At 37.1% G+C, this 20,447-nt stretch carries 13 protein-coding genes; 5 read left to right on the top strand and 8 right to left on the bottom strand.

What is annotated here, in order from left to right:
• The coding region (locus G625_RS19420) for an IS630 family transposase (RefSeq protein WP_044932332.1) at positions 1 to 787 on the top strand (787 nt) is incomplete at its 5' end.
• 75 nt (positions 788 to 862) lie between these two features.
• On the opposite strand, the gene G625_RS19425 is transcribed toward G625_RS19420, so the two are convergent.
• The 7 genes from G625_RS19425 to G625_RS0110485 all read right to left on the bottom strand — a co-directional run bounded on the left by G625_RS19425 (position 863) and on the right by G625_RS0110485 (position 14,323).
• Positions 863 to 1,189 (bottom strand): helix-turn-helix domain-containing protein, encoded by a 327-nt coding sequence (locus G625_RS19425; protein WP_044932335.1) that lies wholly within the window; start codon positions 1,187 to 1,189, stop codon positions 863 to 865.
• A 142-nt stretch (positions 1,190 to 1,331) separates the two neighbouring features.
• A complete protein-coding gene (locus G625_RS0110460; RefSeq protein ID WP_029201079.1) occupies positions 1,332 to 3,203 on the bottom strand; it encodes a nuclease-related domain-containing DEAD/DEAH box helicase in 1,872 nt (623 codons plus the stop codon).
• Complete coding sequence (locus G625_RS0110465; protein WP_029201080.1) at positions 3,204 to 8,546, bottom strand: DEAD/DEAH box helicase; 5,343 nt, start codon at positions 8,544 to 8,546, stop codon at positions 3,204 to 3,206.
• A 2-nt stretch (positions 8,547 to 8,548) separates the two neighbouring features.
• Positions 8,549 to 12,142: a hypothetical protein gene (locus G625_RS0110470; protein WP_029201081.1), complete on the bottom strand. Its 3,594-nt coding sequence runs from the start codon at positions 12,140 to 12,142 to the stop codon at positions 8,549 to 8,551.
• A gap of 125 nt (positions 12,143 to 12,267) precedes the next feature.
• Positions 12,268 to 12,540 carry a hypothetical protein gene (locus G625_RS0110475; RefSeq protein ID WP_044932338.1) on the bottom strand — a complete coding sequence of 91 codons (273 nt, stop codon included), beginning with the start codon at positions 12,538 to 12,540 and terminating at the stop codon, positions 12,268 to 12,270.
• Between the two features lie 224 nt (positions 12,541 to 12,764).
• On the bottom strand, positions 12,765 to 13,925 hold the full coding sequence (locus G625_RS19430) for an ATP-binding protein (protein ID WP_049895852.1): 1,161 nt from the start codon (positions 13,923 to 13,925) through the stop codon (positions 12,765 to 12,767).
• Between the two features lie 167 nt (positions 13,926 to 14,092).
• The gene (locus tag G625_RS0110485; protein WP_029201083.1) at positions 14,093 to 14,323 is read right to left on the bottom strand and encodes a helix-turn-helix domain-containing protein; all 231 of its coding nucleotides are present in this window, start codon (positions 14,321 to 14,323) and stop codon (positions 14,093 to 14,095) included.
• Positions 14,324 to 14,681: 358 nt separating this feature from the next.
• Between G625_RS0110485 and G625_RS0110490 the strand changes: the two genes are divergently transcribed.
• The 3 genes from G625_RS0110490 to G625_RS0110500 all read left to right on the top strand — a co-directional run bounded on the left by G625_RS0110490 (position 14,682) and on the right by G625_RS0110500 (position 17,291).
• Positions 14,682 to 16,016, top strand: coding sequence for a glycosyltransferase family 2 protein (locus tag G625_RS0110490; protein WP_029201084.1), 1,335 nt, complete (start codon positions 14,682 to 14,684; stop codon positions 16,014 to 16,016).
• Between the two features lie 82 nt (positions 16,017 to 16,098).
• Positions 16,099 to 16,413, top strand: a complete 315-nt coding sequence (locus tag G625_RS0110495; RefSeq protein WP_029201085.1) for a TIGR04076 family protein — start codon at positions 16,099 to 16,101, stop codon at positions 16,411 to 16,413.
• Between the two features lie 284 nt (positions 16,414 to 16,697).
• Entirely contained in the window at positions 16,698 to 17,291 is a 594-nt protein-coding gene (locus G625_RS0110500; protein ID WP_029201086.1) for a hypothetical protein, read from the top strand.
• Positions 17,292 to 17,359: 68 nt separating this feature from the next.
• Here the strand turns inward: G625_RS0110500 and G625_RS0110505 are convergent, their stop codons facing one another.
• Positions 17,360 to 17,803: a GNAT family N-acetyltransferase gene (locus G625_RS0110505; RefSeq protein ID WP_029201087.1), complete on the bottom strand. Its 444-nt coding sequence runs from the start codon at positions 17,801 to 17,803 to the stop codon at positions 17,360 to 17,362.
• 652 nt (positions 17,804 to 18,455) lie between these two features.
• Between G625_RS0110505 and G625_RS0110515 the strand changes: the two genes are divergently transcribed.
• On the top strand, positions 18,456 to 20,330 hold the full coding sequence (locus G625_RS0110515) for an FAD-dependent oxidoreductase (RefSeq protein ID WP_029201089.1): 1,875 nt from the start codon (positions 18,456 to 18,458) through the stop codon (positions 20,328 to 20,330).
• Positions 20,331 to 20,447 lie beyond the last annotated feature (117 nt).

Consider the following 20,447-nt stretch of genomic DNA (forward strand, 5'->3'; position numbering starts at 1 on the left):
AACAATAGCAAAATCAATGCTTCAGAAAATCCTTAAACAATCAGATATCAAGCCCTTCAAGATAAAGTATTATTGCGAAAAACGTGATCCTGATTTTGAAGCAAAAAAGCATGACGTGTTGCTTGTATATAAACAAGTCAGCATGCAGTTCGACGAAGATGGAAACATCATAATACCTGATGACGGCATAATGGTTCATACCGTATCATGCGATGAAAAACCTGGAATACAGGCCATTGCAACAACCGGTGAGGATCTCCGTCCTACAGCGCAAAAAGGATGTGTAATGCGTGATGCTGAATATAAGCGCCTTGGAACACTTTCACTTCTTGCCGGAATTGATCTTCTCACAGGAGAAGCTATCCCTTATGTAAGCGAAACCCATAAGAGTTCTGATTTCATTGAACTCTTGAAAAAACTCGATACTCGATATCCTGAAGGAGATGTTATCCGTATTGTTTGCGACAATCACTCTGCACACAAATCAAAAGAAACAAGAAATTATCTCGCAACAAGGCCCGAGGGTCGTTTTGTTTTTGTGTTTACGCCTAAACATGGATCATGGCTTAACATGATAGAAAGCTTTTTCAGTAAGATGACCAAGCAAATGTTAAGAGGTATACGTGTAAAATCCAAGGAAGAACTTGAGCAGCGTATCTACCTCTATTTTGAAGAAGTAAATCGTGAACCTGTAGTTTATCATTGGACATACAAAATGGATGAAATCAGTGTTGCTGAAGCAGAGTCAGCTGGGATCAAATCTAACGAGATTATCAGTGTTAGTTAATTATTATTCGATGTACTAGATGCGAGCTGTCTGTTATAGTTTCCTTAACTTTAATTCTAAATGGAAATGTGCCCTTCATCTCTTTATTGAAAATTTCTGATTCGAATAGTATTTTTTCCATGACTCATCCTTATATATAAAAAAAGAGGGCATCTCGTCGTCGGTTTCTCCTTCACCGAGCAAGATGTCCTCTATAGTTGTTTCTAATAAGATGCTCAAATTAAGCAAATTCTCAACATCAGGTAAGCATGAGCCCCGCTGCCATTTGTAAACAGCTTGAGGTGATATATTGTCCATCTTATGACATATATCATCAACGCTTACACCTTTGAGCTTTCGAATCTTCTTAATTCGTTTTCCGATAGCTACTTGGTCTAAATAAATCTTAGATGCATTATTCATTTTAAAGCCTCCATGGTAAACACAGTAGTTGGTTACACATTCTCAGGCAAAACCTTTTCCATACCGCTATGGTCAGAAGAATGTAAGGCATACAATATTGTTATTATATAATGCATCTAATTTGTTTTAGCGTCAAGTATTTTTAATTTTCAACTACGACATCCGCGGAAAATAGATTCCCAAAAATTCTTCTCAATGCATTTTTATTCCTAGGGCCATTCAACGCTCCTTCGTCTATTTGTGAAACAACATTTAAATAGTCATCTTCTTTAAGCGTGCAAATCATATCAAGTTTACATTTTGCTCGAGATGTACCTACATAAAACTCTTTTGCTCGATCTCCTGAAAAAGACATACTGTTTAAATTGAAAAGAATAACTGCATCGGCCTCAAGGCCCTTAAAAGTGATACATGTTGCAACCCTATATTTTTTTCCGTTGTATTTATAATAATCATAAGGATCCTCGTAGGTACTATTTATGAGTTTTTTGGCGATACTCGTTGATTCTAGCTTTCCTTGAGAAAGAATTACAATGTCATTAAATCCAAGTTCCTTATACTCATCTAATATTTTATTTAATACATCTATTTCGTTTTCTCTTGAATTTATCACATGCATTATGGGGGTATATGGCTTCACCCATGAATATGCTGCATCAACTTTCAGTCCTTTTCCTCTTGCATCCTTAATCGGAGTTACAGATGTTTTAGCAATTTCTTTTGTATTTCTGCAGTTCTTATGAAGCGTCAATCTACAATCGGCTCCATCTATACAATCAGGGAGGATATTGTCTAAAACTTGTCCACCTTGGATTGTCTGATACTTATCATAGAAAAGGTAAAATGTTCCACCCTGTTCTAAAGCCGCATCCTGAAGCTTGTTTATGATTTCACAATTCTGTATTCCTTCCTCTTCTTTTTCGGGATGTTCTTTTAAATTTATGACGCCAAAATCCTGTCCTTCGTCCACAATAATGTGTTTATAGCCAAGTTCTGATTCACGCCTTATACATTTATCAAGCCATAATTCGAGACCGGCATAGTTTTCAAAGTCCCCGGTCTTATCCTTTGTGAGTTTACTAATAGTTCTAAAATCTACATTATCAAATTCAGGATTCTTTTTATTATCATCTTCTAACTGTTTCTGTAATTTTTTATTAAAACATAAGAATAAAACTTTATCACCCTCAATGCTATGGAGCCTTGCTTTCTCTACAGCTATCATGGTTTTACCAGTCCCAGCTGCACCATTTATGACAGCTGTAGGCTGCTCTGTCAAGAAATCGAGAATACGATATTGTTCTCTAATAAGCTGTTTTAAACGGAAGTTGATCAACCCATTAGTTGCCTCAGGAGATGGAATAAGATGGAATTCCGGACAAAGAACAGAATCTAAAAGTAATTTGAACTCACCATCGTTCATACCGTTCGTCAAGCTAGGCTCATACTTCTCTTTAGGGATTTTAATGCTATATATTTTTTCAATCTTTGCCCAAATATCATCAAGGTCATCCTGCAGGATAGTCATCTCCAAAGATGCTTCTTCAGGTAGACCTGGGAGATTTAGAAAATCATTCTTTCTCATATCAATAAAACATACAGCACTGATGAAACGGCACTTACCTAATAAGGCTCTTACTTTAGCTGATCTATTATACTTAACCTTGTCTCTTAAGACACGCATTGCCCCAGCAGACTGTTTGTATGGTCCGTTATGCTCCATTACCCTACCGCTACTGTAGTGCCATTCTCTATCTGAACCAGAATAATAAATATTTTCACCAGCTTTGGCCTCGATGCAGATTAAGCCTTTATTTGCATTTGCAATAACAAAATCAAGGTCTCTATCATATAGAGTATTGTCATCCTTGTTATATGCAACCGCATTGTAAGAATGAAAAACATAATAGTCTTCATTTCCGTTATAGTTGTTTTTTAACGCATTGAACAAAACATCTTCATGACTTCTTTTATCAAATTCTTTTGGCTCTTCAGGAATCATGTATACAGCCATTTATCTATTCCTCTCTATTATTGAAATTACAGATAATAAATCATCGATATTAAGTGACTCATCAAGCATAAAGCAATACCAATCATAGGTCTTAAGCAAATCAAAATGCTCTTTCTGACCTTTCCAGAATAGTGCCACCTTTGAATTCGGCCAAAAAACAGATGGCCAAACATCGCCTTCCTTTAGTTCTATTTTGTTATACATCACTGGATTTTCATAATCCTTATCCTTGAGCTTGTTATACACTTTTTCAAATATAGCTTTTTCATTCTTGGATAATTCATCATCATCCATCGACATAAATTCAATGTATACTTCATCTATAGTATTACGTTTATCATCATAATCAGAACCACTATAATCCGAAATAACTCTTACGCCCTTTTCCAGTTTTGTATTAACATTAGAAATAAGCTTATCTGTTTTTTCTTCGCAATTAACATTAGTTATTGAAGAATCACTAAGTAACCAATCTAAATACCTATACGCAATACCTCTAGATAAAACATCATGGAAATACTGGTTTCCATAGTTTCTAAGGCATCCATAACAGGAGGTTTCTTCTGTACACCCACAGGAACCGTTTACCTTTTCTTTTGCCTTAGATAATACGTCTTCAATATGTTCATAAATGTGCTTAACAAATCCAGAGCCGCCCGGTGTATCATCATATAGAATAATCTGATGATTACCCGTAACACACCCACTTATATCTCCTCTATTAATATCTAATGCAGAACTTGCACCCTCAAGGATTGAATACATCACAGACAAATCCTGATTCTTTAATTCTAATGAACCTGATTGTGTTAGTTCTATATCATGTTCTGGAAGCTGTATTTTCAAAATATCAGTCGAAAATACATGACCAAGAGATACTCTCTGTAACATTTTGTTGCTACACTTATGACCATACTTGTTCTTATGGCTTTTTTCTTTATATAATTTGTCAATTTCTGTAGCATATCCACACTCAGGACATACGTATATTCCTGCCCCGTTTGTTCCTTGGTTTAATACAAATAGTTTTCCTCCAGGAGAATATTTAGCGCTTACTTCCTTGCCGTTAATAATGGTTTTTTTTGATTTGACTTCGAGCTGCTGTCTTTCTGTCAAGTCAGTATCACACCAATACTGAGTTTGTGTAGCATAATATGCTCGAGGGCGCGTCTCTCCAACCATCTTTGGCTTCTCTGAATAAGATGTAGAAAAACCAAATAACGGTATAATAAATTTTTTCGGATTGGTTTCTATTTTACAATCAGGACATATACCGGATGAATCATCTATATTTATAGTCACTTCAGTCATTTCTCCCTTGGGCGGGAAAATCCTCTTACATTTAGGACATTCATGATAAACATAAGTTGGCCAGCTTTTATCCGGAATAGTATTGATTGCGTAGCTTTTCCATTGTTTTCCATTAGCAACAATCTGTGCCGGAGGAGCAAATTCACTTATGGCCATCCTTAAATCTCTTGATAGATCCAGTTTCTCAGCCTCTTTATTTTTATTATTTAAGATGTCTAGGGAAACAGTATCAATAGGAAATCCATATTTAGGCAGTACACCCTTAGAGCTAAGAAAGCTAATAGATGCTTCATCATTTAATGTTTCAATCAGCTTTGTAACAGCCCTTGCTTCACTTAATTCCTTTCCAGTACTGTCTGGATTAATATTTTTCTTTAATTCCGTAAGGCCAGAAATATCAGCTTCTCGTTCCTTAATAGCAAGATTTAACTTACCGGAATCACCTAGAAGATCTTTAACAAATCCCCAATCATCAACTTTAAGAAGATCACAGAGTTTTTCGTCAAAGACATTGTGTATTGTATCCAATAACTCCTGTGGCTTAGTATCAAGATATTTTTCAAGTTCCACTGCCATGTTGTCTTTAGTCTCGTAGGCTACGATACGTTTTGTTTTATCTTTAAAGAACTCCGGTTTTAATTTAAAGAATGAAGCTATAATTATCGAGTTTAAATGTCTTTGAGCAATCTTTTCGTTATCAACTTCAAGTAAAGGGGCGGCAATTTTACCTGAAATGATTTCCGCAGGATTTTGAAAAAAAGTCATATCGTGACTATTTCGTCTTGCAAATGTCACAGAAAAAGCCGCAGAAGAAGTTCTTCGACCTGCACGTCCTGCTCTCTGTATATAATTTGAGGTCTCCGGCGGAACATTTCTTTGGAAAGTAGCTTCAAGCTCACCAACATCGACACCCATTTCAAATGTTGTAGAACAACTAAGCACATTAATAGCGCCTTCTTCAAACAGTTTCTGGTATTGGCCGGCCGTTTTTGAAGATAATTGAGCTGTATGTTCCCTAGCAACCATGGGCACAAACTGTTCACCACCATACAGGCTGTCATAATAATTATCTTTTCGTACATCACCGGCAGCAATGGTTTCAAGCTCACCATCACATTTAAGTTCCGGACATAAATCCATTAATGAATAAGAAAATATTTTTCCGCATTTTTTACATCTAAATATGTTTTCTTCAGGCTTTATATATTTGAACTTCCATTTTCGATAATTAAGCTCATAAATAACTCCGCTTTCATTAGATGTATCATCGCTAATGTAGCCCTTATTTTTAAAAACTTTTGTGATATCATCATAACACTGCTCAAGGTTGCTAATAGCGATACTTTCATTTTCTTCCTCGGCTTCATGTTTGCTTAATATTTTTTTGAACATTGCAGAACGTTTGTTTTTATGCCCCTCGCTCGGCATAAACCCATATATATAGCCTTTTTTATATAATGTTTCATTTCCACTAATCCTAAAATATCTAACATGATTTCGTGGAGAAAAGAAATCATCTTCAGCACTTATCTCCGAAGGAAATGTTACAGCACCTTTTTGTCTAAGTGTATCAAAGACAAATCTATATACTTTCCAAATATTCTTTCCGCCATTGACACCATATCTTGAAGCATCAGATTTTAACGGCAATTCCTGTGGCATGATCTGGATATAGCCCATTCCCTCGAGACCTGTTGCAATATCGGGAGATATAAATTCAGACATAATATAATGTGCAGCCATCGCTTTCTTCTGTTCGTTGCCCATCATACTTGCATCAAGATTGTTATTTTGTTCAACTAAATCAAGCGCATAAAGACCTTCTCTATCAGCCAACTGTTTTGCCTTAGCTATAAGATCATCTACAGACAGTTCTCCTCCATCTGCTTCTTTTAAGCAATTAAGAATTACCTTTCTCCACATTGCAAGTCTATATTTTTTTTCAAAAAATCCTGCGAAAAATGCCGCTTCTTGACGATTATCCGAGAATACTAAGAGCTTACGACCACTTTCATCGATAACTCTTTCGTCAATATTAACAGATTCAGGTAGAATATCTCCGAAAAGATCGTCGCTGAATAAATCGTCTTCCAATTCATTCGAACTTGATGATGATTTACCATTTATAGGTCTTGGAGGAATTGCATCATACAAGCTTTTTGCAACAGCAAAAGTTGCAGGCTGGTTTGCTGTTAAAAAGCGTTTGATCAGTCCCTCTTTTGTTGCGCCACAAGAAGGGCAACAGTTAGATTCTTTGCCCTTTCCTGAATATCTAAGATTATAAACAGTAACAATCTTCCCTGGATCATTGGTCTTACAGCAATTATAACTGGTTTCTTCGGCATATTCCGAAATCCTACCACACGAAAGACAGAGTTTATATTTGTCCAAAGATGAAAAATTTGCTTTTTCATCTAAATTGTCATCCTCATCAAATGTTTCATCTATTATATTTTTATCTGATATAAAATAAAATTCAGGCTTTTCTGAAGCACTTGTTTGAACGAGATAGTTTTTACCATTTCTGTAAATTGTTTTTCCCAGTATGTACTCTTGTCCGCATTTCTGACAGTTTGCCATTTCAAATACGGAATATTCCCCCGTGGCATCCCTGTTTTTTTCCTTACGATCAAGGAAAACTCGTTTACGAGGATAATACTGCACGAACATCCCTTCTAAAGATTTAACAAAGAGATGATATCTTGCCGGTAGTAATGCTGACTCAAATTCACTTTTTTTTGCAGCTGCTGAAAGTTCAATTAATGTTATTAATGATTCTTCTCTTGAAGAAATATCTTTTAAATCATAAAAAACCGCATCTGCAACTTCAATAATATCTTTTGGTTTATCCTGTAATATATCATAGAGTAGGAATAACCTATTATCATTTACTAGCTTTTCATATAAATATTTTCCCTTTTCCCAATCAGGCATATCAGCCACTTCTTCCTTGAGTTTTTTATACTCATCAAGACTGAAATTTCTTGAACCGCTAGATTGTTCCCTTTTTTTACGCTCAGTTGTAATTACGTCATTCTCATTAAATGGCTCACCAAATAACTGAGAGGCAAATTCAGCCAATGCAGCCTTACCACCTTCTGTCCCCAAAGTAGCACTGGTTGCAATACATCTAAAATCCTCTGTACGATGGTGCTTGATTCTTTCTTTTAATCTACGTAATAAAAATGCAATTTCTGTTCCTGTGGCTCCTTTATACGTATGGGCCTCATCAATTACAATAAACTTCCAATTTTTTGCCTTTGATGTATCAAAAAAAGGAGCAGTATTAGGCTGTAGGAGCATATACTCAAGCATTGCATAGTTCGTGAGCAATATATGCGGTGGATTCTTAGCCATGAATTCTCTGCACATGTATTCATTTGGTATAGATTTTCTTGAATCCGAATCAGTATCATCCTGATGCTGAACATCGTATTCTTTATGTAAACGTTTTTCTGCATCCTCCGGTTCCTCATTTGTTTTGGCATGCAGAGTTTCACCTGTATACCTGCCAAATGTTATATCAGGATACTCAGCAAGGAGTTTTCTAAGCTTCTTTTGTTGATCGTTAGCTAATGCATTCATTGGAAAAATCAGCAAAGCTCTTACACCTGCATCAAGGTTTCCCTGCTCTTTTTCACGCATTAGTTGGTTGAATATAGGATATAAATAACATTCCGTTTTTCCTGATCCTGTACCAGTAGAAACAACCATATTTCGATTGTCTTCTATTATGTGTCTAAGTGCATTTTCCTGATGGACACGTAGCTTCCAATCCTCATAATGGACTCTTTTCCCCATTTTTGAAAACTCCGTACTAACAAGTCCTTCTTCAGCAAGTTCTTTTAAGGTCTTACCATCTTTAAAAGGGAGTGTGGTTTCGAGGAATGGACCCTTTACAAAATTCGTGTGATAAACTTCTTCTTTTGCTAATTTGCTAATTTCTTTATCTCTAACAGTCAATATCGAAGAGACATAACGCTTATAATCTTTCTTAATCTTATCCGTAGTTGTTCTTGGGTTCATTGACATAATTAGACACCCTCTTTTCTTCTTAAATAAACAAATAATGCAGCCATTATTAAATCTCTTTCAGCCATATATGGTGCAATTTCAAATGCATTAACCATGAAATTTCGTGCTTCCTCTTTTATTCCATTATATTTCTGTGGAACATCAAGTGATACTAGCAGTGCAGATAGAGCTTCAAAGTAAAAAAAGTTTGGCAATGAGAACCCTGTAGGATCTCCAGAAGTTCTCTTCTGAAGCACATTATTATACTCTTTTACATAAGTTCCAATTTGTTCGTCTCTTTGCAAAGCAAAAATATTGTTCCATACATTCGTCTTAAAAGATCTATATGAATCCTTTATTTTCTTTTCCTTTTCAGCTTCTATAGCACCTCCTTTTGGATGGTTCCTTATATACCAATTGACGAACAGATCTGAATATCTAGTGCCACTTAAATAAATACCACTATCTGGAATTTTGTCTTTATCCAAATATATTTTCCCACTTTTGCTCCGTTTTTCATCTATCATCTCATAGAACTGATTGATACCTGATATTTGTTCCGTTAAATTAATATGAACATGACTTTGACCATCTTCTTTTAAGAAATGTCTCCTGTCTTCGTTTTTTATTTCATCTGAAACGTCACTATTCATCATTTCTATAACAGCTTGCTGACCTATCAGTTCTCTGTATATTGGGTCTCCGATTGTTTCCCTGATAGGAGAGTCTTTTCTCATCAGCAGTAATAATGATAGTTTAGGGTAATAATGTTTTACTTCTCCTGCCAACTCCTTTATCTGATTTGGAAGTAAATCGTCGTCAATTTCAGTTAATAATAATGAATAATTATTTAAGCATTGATGAAATACATAATCACTTGCATTTACTTCAATAAGTTTTTTTATCACCGTATACCTATCTTTGCCTGAAAGTATATATCGTGAAACATTACACATATACTCTGAAATAATGTCTTTATGTTCATCTGAAATTTTAGCCTCCAACATAAATCCAAAACTGACCAAATTTAATATATCCCAATCTGTCAGTGTAGAACCTTTATATTTTTGCAGATCGTTACGTAATAAGTAACTTGATGACTCTTTTAATTTACTCAGCTTGTTACCGTTTCTATACATAACCAAATCGCTTAGTGCCTGATCCACCCAAACACTAAAGCTATCAATAGGTGTATCTTTTTCCTTTCTTGATACAACAAATTGATCCTTTTCCAGCGTTATATGAAAATCATCATCAAATAAAAACAAATCACCAGCTTTATTATTCCTAACTAATCTGTAAAAACCCGGAGTCAACGCGTCCATATCATTAAATGTATAAACCCTCCATCCTTTACTGTTGATGGTAGAGCATTCATATTTTAATGGCATACGATAATTTTTATCTCCGAATTTTTCCAAGTGAACATCATCATCTATGTCTTCATTTTTGATTCCAAGGATTTTTTTCTTATACACATATTGCGGACGTGTTCGAAATTTGATTTTTTCATCTACAAAAATCAAAATATATTCTTCATCAGTCTGATTATTATGTATAACAATTTCTGCAGGAAGTGGAACATTTTGTATTGTATCTCTAAAAACGCTAAGGTCAGCGTTAATAGAGCCATTATTATTCAGCTTTATCTGCCTCTTTTGTTCAATTCCGTTAATCGATTTTAACTGTATCTCATATTCATTCTTTGAGTATTCTCCATAAACAGCTATTGATGCCCAAGGAGTTCCCTCAAGAAAATCATCGAGCTCACATTTTTCCGAAATATCCGTATCAGAAACTAGTTCTGCTTTAAGAGCACATATTGGAAGCTCAAAATCAACTAAAACATGAAGGTTATCTTGCTTTGAAACAACGCTTCCTCTCAACGTTCCTTCGGAATACGGAACAGATATTACATATTTATCAATAAGGTCCTGAACATTACCATTTTCAAAACATAAAGCCCATCCCTTTATCTTATTTATCGAAAATTTAGCAATTCTATTTTTGAAAAATTTGTCAGGCCATGGAAGAGAGGTATCATAATTTGTATGAAACTTTGGCAATAGACAGAATCTTTCTTCCTTAATAAATCGGCCATACTGATATACTCTAATAACATTAATTCCAAAACAATCATCTTCAATTGCATCACTTAAGTCGATGATGTTTTCTTTATCTAGATTAAGTCCTTGAACAGAGATCCTATTATGGCCTATATGTATCTCGATACCTTCGGTATTACTGAAGCCTTTAAATGACAAACTAATTTTAGGGATATCTAAAAACAATGGTATTTCAGATTCTATGTAATCAGAATCAAATAGTTTTCTTCCATGAAGTGTTATACTGAGCTGTGGTCTCATTAGAAGGACTATATCTCCGCAATTAGTGGTAATAGTCATTCTGGCATCAGCAGTAATTGGTGTTATTTGTTCTATTTTATAATCCGAAGTAATAAGTGGGTAACTTTGAACATCTCGAATAACATTACTGGATTGAATTTTATACTGTGAGGGATAAATAAGGTATCCATATGGTGCACGTAAATAACTATTATTTATTTTTCTTCCGCTGGAATTAAAATAAAACACCTCACATTCATCTGAATATAATCCTTTCAATCCATATGAGGATTGGTGAAGATCAAAACCGTCATCATATTCAAATGTGATTGATAGAAATTTACATAGTTTCACCGGAACAATCATCTGATCAACATAACGCTTACCTTCGGCACCTTGTACATATGCAATCTTTTCAACCTTAAAATCTCGATCACCTTTGATGTTCCACTTTGCACTCTCGACCCATTCCTCGGACATATTTATACGAGGAAGAACCACACATAATCCATTTTTTCTGTAATCAAGAAAATAATAAGGCCGTACTTCAACTTTATCTTCATCTTTTTTGTTTTTATACGAACCCTTTTCCTTATCAAGTTCAACCCACTCTAAATACGCTTCAGAATACTTACCTGATAAATCAGAAGACTGAGTTGCTGAAAGAAATGTATCCTGAACATCAAGGATAAAATTAATTGCTCTGTAGTCTGGTGAATATTCCAAAAAATGCAAAAGAGGTTTATGTACTCCGTACGACCTTGAAGTAATTTCGTCAATGAGAATCTGAGGTTCTACATTATTCATGAACCCGTACTTAATAATATAGAATAGATCTCCAAGATTACTCTCGGGTGGCTCTCCTACCTGATATAAAATAGAATCTACGTATTTTCTTGGAGAATTATTTGCAGCACTATAGTCCATTCCACACAGACTAAATGTAGATAAAATCATAGTTCCAATTTGAATCTGGTCAGCTGCATTTATCTTTTCTAGACCTACTTCATCACATATCATGCCCCATAGATCACCTTTATAATAATACTTCGCCAAAAAGACCACATATGTCACCATAGCATAGCGAAATTGTTTGAAAAGAGTTTTGAAGTCATATCCACTATGTAGGCACTCAATGATTTTATCTTTAATTACCTTTAAATCATCTTTTGTAATATCTATTTGTCCCCAATATTCGGCATCTTTGATTTTTGATTTAATAACTATATCTATAATGGTTAATGAATCATCATATGTGAAGTTTAACAATGCAATCCCTCCGATAATACTATTTCCTATATTTTAAACTATTAAGATCTAATAATAAGTAACCCATTGGTTTAATCTTTAGAAAAATACATAATACTATCTTTAATCCCTTTTAATTCGCATGCTTAGATTCCTTTAACATATCCAACAAACTTATTTGTTTTAGAGTCTTCATGAAAACTTGTAATATAGTTTCGACCATACAATTTTTCTAAGAGTTCTCTTTTATATTCGGAAATAATTAATTTAAACCCATGTCTTTTTTCTTTTTGCGTCAAACCATAGTATGTTTCATCCAATCCAAAGAACAATTCAGATAATTCATCATTCTCATATAACGAAATCTGATTAAGTAGTTTTAATTTTGATAACAATTTTTTGAGTTTAATCATGCTCATTAAGTATATACTTACCTTTACCCTTTCCCTTAATCGGAGAAATAATATTGTTCGTTTCCATTATTTTAAAACATACCTGGCTTTTGTAGTTTTGCACGAAAGGATTTGCATTATTTCCTTAGAAGTAACTACCTGCATTATTTCTATGTTATTAATTATTGTTTCAATCTCTCCCAGATCCTTTGGGGATAGTTCTCTAACCAGTTCTTTATTATGAAGTTTTTCTAATAATAAGTCTTTGCCATGAATCGACGTGATATTCTCTCCAATCGACGCAAAACCTGCCGATTGAGCCTTGTATGATGCACTTTAACCGTTGTTTTAAGAATAAACGTCTTATTGTCATATAGCGGATCAGGTAGACCTGCAGACTCAAGCTCTTTACACATACGGTCTACGCCTTCACCATACTCCTTTACGTATCCATAATCCTTCAGAAATGCTGCAATCTTTGGGTTACGGGAAAAATGTGTATGTCTGATATTGTCCTTTGTAACCATACCGGCAAAAGTTCCGGGACTGTCTACCTCAAGGCGGTCATCAAACATCTTGATCTGAATATCGGTACCCTTTATTCCATAATCTCTGTGGGTAACAGCATTTACAATGATCTCTGTACGTACGAACTCACTGTATTCTTCCTCGGTGACAAATATTCCGTCATGTCCAAGATATGTTTTTTCCTTCATTTGGATCTTGATGTATTCAACAGCCTTTTCAACCTGTTCCAGGATCCGACCTTCAAATATCACATCTTTGATGACATTCATATCTTTTCCAACCTTAGCCTCTGTACCATCATATCTTATGAATCGTATAAAGGCTCTCGGAAAAAACAGCTGAGGATTCTTTCCGAACAGCAAAATTGCAGCTATTGAAATCTGTTCTTTACCATCTTTAACTTGAACAAACTTCTTATTCTCTCTGACGTATTCTAAAGGCGATTTACCATAACCTATGTGCCTGCAGTACTCGCCTATAAACTCCAAATCAAGATCATCTATGGTTGCATCTGCCACAGGTTCATCTTCATAATAGCGAACTCCTTTCGCATACATCAGTGTCATTCGATCATTAAAGTCGAGCTTCTTGCTTTTATCTCCAACACGTATAAATGCTTCATCTGACTGATTGGCATGGAGCAGTGGGCTTGCCTCAATATACATCAGTAAAACATGATCCGGCTTTCCATCATGATTGATACATTCGACCATTTCAGCTGTAATCGGAACCGTAGGATTACAAAAATCTATAGGTGTCCTGAGAATCTCATTTAACTGTTCTGTATGATAATCAACACCTTCAATCCTGCGTGTTTTATCAGATATGCCTATAGCCACAGTTCCGCCATCTGCATTAGCAAAAGCACATATTGTATCAGACAAATCAGCCGGCTTGATATTTATACTCTTTCGGTCAAAGATCTGTTTCCATCTTTTTCTAAGACCTCTTTTATCGTCATATCAGATACCTTCCTACTTCTTGAAAACCTTAAACTTCTTTTCTAAACTCCATAAACCAGAATGAAAACTTAACAGCCCCGGCGCTATACTTATTTCTTTTCACGTGTGTCTCCTTCATCATCCGGGATCATTTCCATAATGTCACCAACATCACAACTAAGGCAGTCGCATATCCTCATGATGACATCCATGGAAATATTTTCATTCTTTCCCATCTTTGCAATGGTATTTGGACTGGTCCTTACGGCTTCCATGAGTTCAGTCTTATTCATGCCCTTATCTATTAGTAATTTCCATAATTTGTTGTAGCTAACTTTCATTTCTGTTATCCTCTTCAGGCTTATCCATTGTTACGCCAACATATAAATTTTAGCATGTATGAAAGGATACAGAAATAAAGAATCTATAAATACCTATATATTTTCTATTTTATAGTTACTCAAAGAAATATTAAATCAAATGCATCCGCCATTGTATTGGTCACGGATGCGGTTGTGGAGAAGTAAAGAAGAATCAAAACCTTAGTTATTAGGTTTCGTTGGTCTTCTTTACTTGTAAATATCGTAGCAAATCATGTGAGAAAAAAATGTACATAATAAAAGAACGTATATTTGTATATATTCATCGTATTATCTAGTGTAGAATAATAGGTAATAGAGATAATCGTGGAGGTTTAAAATGCCCAAAGTAAGTATAATCATCCCTGTATATAACGCTGAAAAAGCTCTCAGAAAATGTATAGACAGTGTTCTCAACCAGGAATATAAAGATTTCCAACTGCTCCTCATGGATGACGGAAGTAAAGACTCCTCTCCTTCCATCATAGATGAGTATGCAGAAAAGGACGCCAGAGTTAGAGCCGTACATAAGAAAAACTCCGGAGTTTCCGATACAAGAAATATGGCCATAGATATGGCAACCGGAGCATACCTACAGTTTCTGGATGCAGATGATTGGATCACTCCTGATGCCACAAAGCTTTTTGTCCGGGCTATAGAAGTAGCGGATGCAGACATGGTTATCGCGGATTTTTACCGCGTTGTGGGGGAACACCTGTCGCAAAAAGGAGACATTGACACTGATCGTATCCTATCAAGGAAAGACTATGCGGATTACATGCTATCGAACCCCGCAGACTACTACTATGGTGTCATCTGGAATAAGTTCTACAAAAAGGAACTGCTTGACCGCTATAAACTCAGAATGGATGCGGAGCTCAGTTATTGCGAGGATTTCATTTTCAATATGGAGTATCTGCTTCATGCCGAGCGCATCGCAGTGGTCAAGTCTCCCATATACTATTATGTAAAGACTGAGGGATCTTTAGTTTCGCAAAACATGAATCTGACGAAGATAGTCAACATGAAAACCAATGTAATGCAGTACTATGACAGATTCTACAGAAATGTTTTCGATGAGGAGGAATATGATCTCAGAAGGGCTCAAATTGCGGGATTCCTGATTGATTTTGCAAAGGATGACTTTGTCATCCCCGGTACTCCCATTTCTAAAAAGCTTGGAACAGAGACAGTATCAGTGCAGTATCTTCCGGATGAATGCGACACTGTTTTTTCCGGCAATTACTACAGGGATAAGCTTCTTGAGTACTATCTTAAGCCCATATCTATACAGAATGACCTGAAGGCTGAGGATCTCAGGATACTTCTATACATGCATCAGGCTGCTAATCCTGTAACTGAAATGATGGTCGTCGATTATACAAAGCTTCCGCTTATTACGGTTGTCACTTCTCTTCAGAAATTGAAATCAAGGTATTTTATAAAAAGTATCCGTCCTGCCAAGGATGAAGCTAATGCCTCTTTCTCAGAGAGATACCGTGCCTATTATGTTTTGGATGATGCAAAACGTATAGAGGAGCAGCTTGATGAGGCCTTAAAAGACTTTGACAACCTTAGATATCAGGGGCTATCCGAAGATGAAAAAGCTGTTTTCAAGGATCTGGAAAAGAGGTCAATGGATAATATAAAAAGCTTTCTGAAATCGAATGGATAAAAGTATCTGATATGTTGATGGTATCTGAAGTGATATCACTATAGAAGTATTAAATCCATAAAAAATACTAAAGGAGTTCACCATGAAGAAAGTCCGTATCACTGTGAAAAAGATTGCTCGCTATGCTGACCTCATAGAGCAGTATGAAAACTCCATAGAGCATACCTGTTCTATGGAGCTTGGTCAGACTTTCATATGTAATGGCTGGGAAAAGCCGGAAGGCTTTTGCACAAGTGCCTGGGATACGGTGTCGGCATTTGTAATGGTCCTGGCTCATGGCGGTGAAAACTTCTATGACGGCTGGATGAAGAATCCGAAGTCAGCAATGATCTCCTGTAACGATGGATTCAGACCGGTTAGTTTTCTGCTGGAAACTATGGATGAAGATGCCACCTGACTGCTCCCACGGGCAAGCCCGTGGGAGCAGTCAGACAAAGCTAGGTACTCGCACAGTCAATCATTTGCAGATATAAGTATATATTTATATATATTCGTTATTCTCATACGGCTTTAATTAATTTAATGCGGTCACCAATGTCTCCTGCCCTCCAATCTAAGGACATCGTATCAATTTCTGGCCTGGCTTTATTTCCATGTTTTTCTATTAAATTGTACTGAATCTGCCGATAAGCCCACTAGGAAGTATTTAAAGCATCTGAACAAGATTTTAGGAGGTTTGTCATGCCAAAACTAACGATAAATGATGCCCTCACTACCTATGGGAAACAGATCAGAAAATATACGATGAGAATGAGCGAAGTTCGTCATGAGAAGGAATCATTGGCAAAGGTAATGGAAGAAGAACCGGGAAAAGCCGATGTCCTAAAGGAAGATTTTGACCGGCTGGAGCTTAGCTACCAGGCACTTTCGAAAAAGCATAAGGAATACTGTGATTATACTGCCATGGTCACGGAATTACAGGTATCCCTCCAGAATATACAGGCAGCAAAAAATGAAGCTGATGCATATGCCAAAGAAAGTGAAAAAATGAGCAAATGTATGCAGGTAGCCATTCGTTACGGAAGGGGTGACCGAGTTCCTGCAAAGGATCTAAAGAAACTGATGGAAAAGTTTCCGGAACTATATACCATGGCAGAACAAATGCGGATGATGTCGAAGAAAACCAATAAGAAGCATAAATCTCTTTGGGAAGACGAAGATGAAAAGCCGGAAGATCAGCCGGATATTGACGAAACCGAAGCACCTGACGGTGCACCGGAAATAGTTGAAGCGGAAGCTATAGCTTCGGATGCCGGCGGAACCGGTGCAGAATAGAACAAAATGAAGGCCTGTGAAGATACTGCTAATACTTCACAGGCCTTATACTCTCACAATTGGATTTCTTATAATTCCATCCCCATCAGAATCACTTCATTTTCTTTCTTAAATCCATACCTTTTGTAGAATTCGGGCAGAACACCTTCCACGGCAGTAATTAGATGCACACCTACCATTCCTTGAGCTTTTATATCCGCAAGACAACTTTCCATAAGAAGTTTAGCTACACCGCGTCTCTGATACGCTGGATCTACTGCCAGGTCATTAATCTCAAAAGTCCTGCCATAATGGAACAGCATTGATGTACCAAGGATAAATCCAACAACCTTGCCATCCTCGATGCATTCCAAACCATACGACTGTTTTGATTCCAGAAGTTCTCTTACATGGATAATAGCATCTTCTACATTCCATGGATCATTCCAGGGCTCACCGCTAAAAGCTGCCGCATATATCTCGCCGTATCTTTCTAGATTTTCAATATTTATGGACTGAATTATATATCCCATAGATTCCTTACTCTCCCACACGCAGCCTTTATCTTTTACTCTACAAACTTAATGTTTGACTCAATAGAACTCACACCACACATTACTTATCTCTCCTTCCCTCGAAATCACCTGTGAGTCAGTGTAGTACCTGTCTGATCATTATATACTAACCAAAGCCAAAACCAAAATTAATGATTGGCGGGATTTTAGCACTGCTGTACACGGCAGCAAAAACTGGCGGGAATTTCGATTATATGAAGGTAGTGGCAGAGTCACAGCCGGTTGTATTACTGGTTTCCGAGATTATCTCGATAGCAGTATTCGGAATCTGGTACCGTTCAAAATATGTAAATGAAAATGGCAAAAATCAGGAAAAATCAAGGCTCAAAAGACAAAAATATATCCGCACTGATACGAAGAAACATACACTCGATATAATCAGTGCCGGAATCCAGATTCAAGTGACGATTTATGTACATTATAGGCAAATATTATTATCTCCATTGATTTTTTGTATGCAAAACGGCGATGCTATAGTCTGATTGTATGAGTATAAGTACAATGAGCCGAAGTTATATGTAATATAATCCCTTCATACCATGGTAAAAATTTAACAATCATATCGGGAAACCGACTTTTCGTATCATTATTTTTGAGGGGGAAATCAAAAATGAACAAGTCAATGCTTCGAACAGTAGCTGTTGTTTCAGCACTGTCCATTACAGGTTGTGCTTCTACTTCTGTACCGGTTGCTACTACTGCGGCTTCAGAGGCTTCTGCAGAGGCAGCAACTTCAGCTGCAGCAACAGAGGCAGCTGAATCATCTTCTTCTCTTACTGACGGTACATATACCGCTAAAGCAAAGGGAATGGATGGAGACATTACCGCTGAAGTTGTAGTAAAGGATGGAAAGATCGCAGAGATCAATTACACAGAGCAGGATGAGACTGCAGGTGTAGGTGATAAGGGTATAAAGCTTATGGCCGATTCCATCATTGAGCATCAGTCACTGGCTGTTGATGCTATTTCCGGAGCAACTATTTCAAGTTCTGCTGTTCGTATGCTTGTAAGCGATGCTATAGAGCAGGCAGGCGGAGATGTTTCTGAATGGAAGAACCGCGAAGTCAGTGTAGAGGTTAAGGATGAGACTCTTGACTGTGACGTTGTTGTTGTAGGTGCCGGAATTGCCGGACTTGCAGCTGCTCAGAAAGCAAGCCGTGAAGGTGCTGATGTTATCGTGGTTGAGAAGCTCGCCTTCGGAGGTGGAACATCTATCTTCTCATCAGGATCATTTATCGCAGCTGATACAGCTGAAGGTGTTCCTGAGCTTGTTGAGAAATGGGTAAAGCGTAACAAGATTACAGAAAGAAATCCTCTTGATATGGATAAGATCAACACAGCCTGCGCAGTATCTCCTGATGTTCTTGAGCTTCTTACTGCAGCTAATGTTGACTACAAGCTTAACGATGAAGGAACTATGGTTCCCGCAGCTTCAGAGCAGGCAAAGAAGAACGCCGAAAACATTCACCTTGCAACAGCTCAAGTTAAAGTAAAGGGCGGCCAGGCTCTTGTAAATCAGCTTGAGGATGACCTTGTTGAAAATGGTGTTCCTATTTACTTCAACACAAAAGCAACAAAGCTTATTACTGACGCCGAGAATCATGTAACCGGTGTTGTTTGTGAATCAAAGACAGGCACAAAGACCATCAATGCCAAGGCTGTAGTTCTTGCCTGTGGTGATTATGCATGGAATGACGAACTCACAGCAGAGCTCGCTCCGGATGCACTTCATAATTTCACATCAACTGCTGTTTCAAACACCGGTGACGGTATCAATATGGCTGTTGAGGTTGGTGCTGTTAAGTCAGCCTTCGGTGAGTCAATGAGCGGATGTTTCGCACCGGATCCTTACGATATGCCTGTTGTAGGTCAGCCAAATAACAGCTATCCCTTCGAATGTCTCCTTCTTGACAACAAGGGCAGCCGTCCTGTATCTGAGGCTCTCGGAGTTCACGACCAGATGATCTACTTCATTAACGAAGGGGAAGCTGATTACGGTTGGGTTGTCATGGATCAAGAGATCGCTGACAAATTCCTGAAGCTTGATGAGTATCTTGAGAGAACCTCTGAGGGTTCTGTTATCCAGGCATATAAGGAGGATTCCATTGAGGCCCTTGCCAAGGATATGAACCTTGATTCTGCAACAGTTCAGGCAACAGTTGATCAGTACAACAAGCTTTGCGAGGCAGGCGAGGACACAGATCACGGTAAGGATGCCCAGTATCTTTCAGCTATCGATGCAGGTCCCTTCTACGCTGTAAAGGAGTATGATCTTACAAGAGGAAACTACGGCGGAATCGAAACTAACCTCGCTGGCGAGGTAACTGATAAGGATGGTAATGCTATCCCCGGTCTTTATGCTGCAGGTATCATCAGTTCAGCAGGTTTCTTCGGTGATTACTACCCAGGCCGCGAGGCTCTTGGAGTAGGCGCTTACATGGGCTTTATTTCAGGTGAAAATGCTGCTAAATATGCTGCACAGTAATTAAAAATTTATCACAAACGGGACTTTCGCTTTTGATGAATCACCCAGGCGAAAGCCCTGTTTTTTTGTTTGTATTGTACTAAATCGCTAGCGCGATGGTTATTCTACACAGAGAGC

It is taken from the genome of Oribacterium sp. NK2B42, assembly GCF_000424445.1.
Classification (GTDB): Bacteria; Bacillota; Clostridia; order Lachnospirales; family Lachnospiraceae; genus Oribacterium.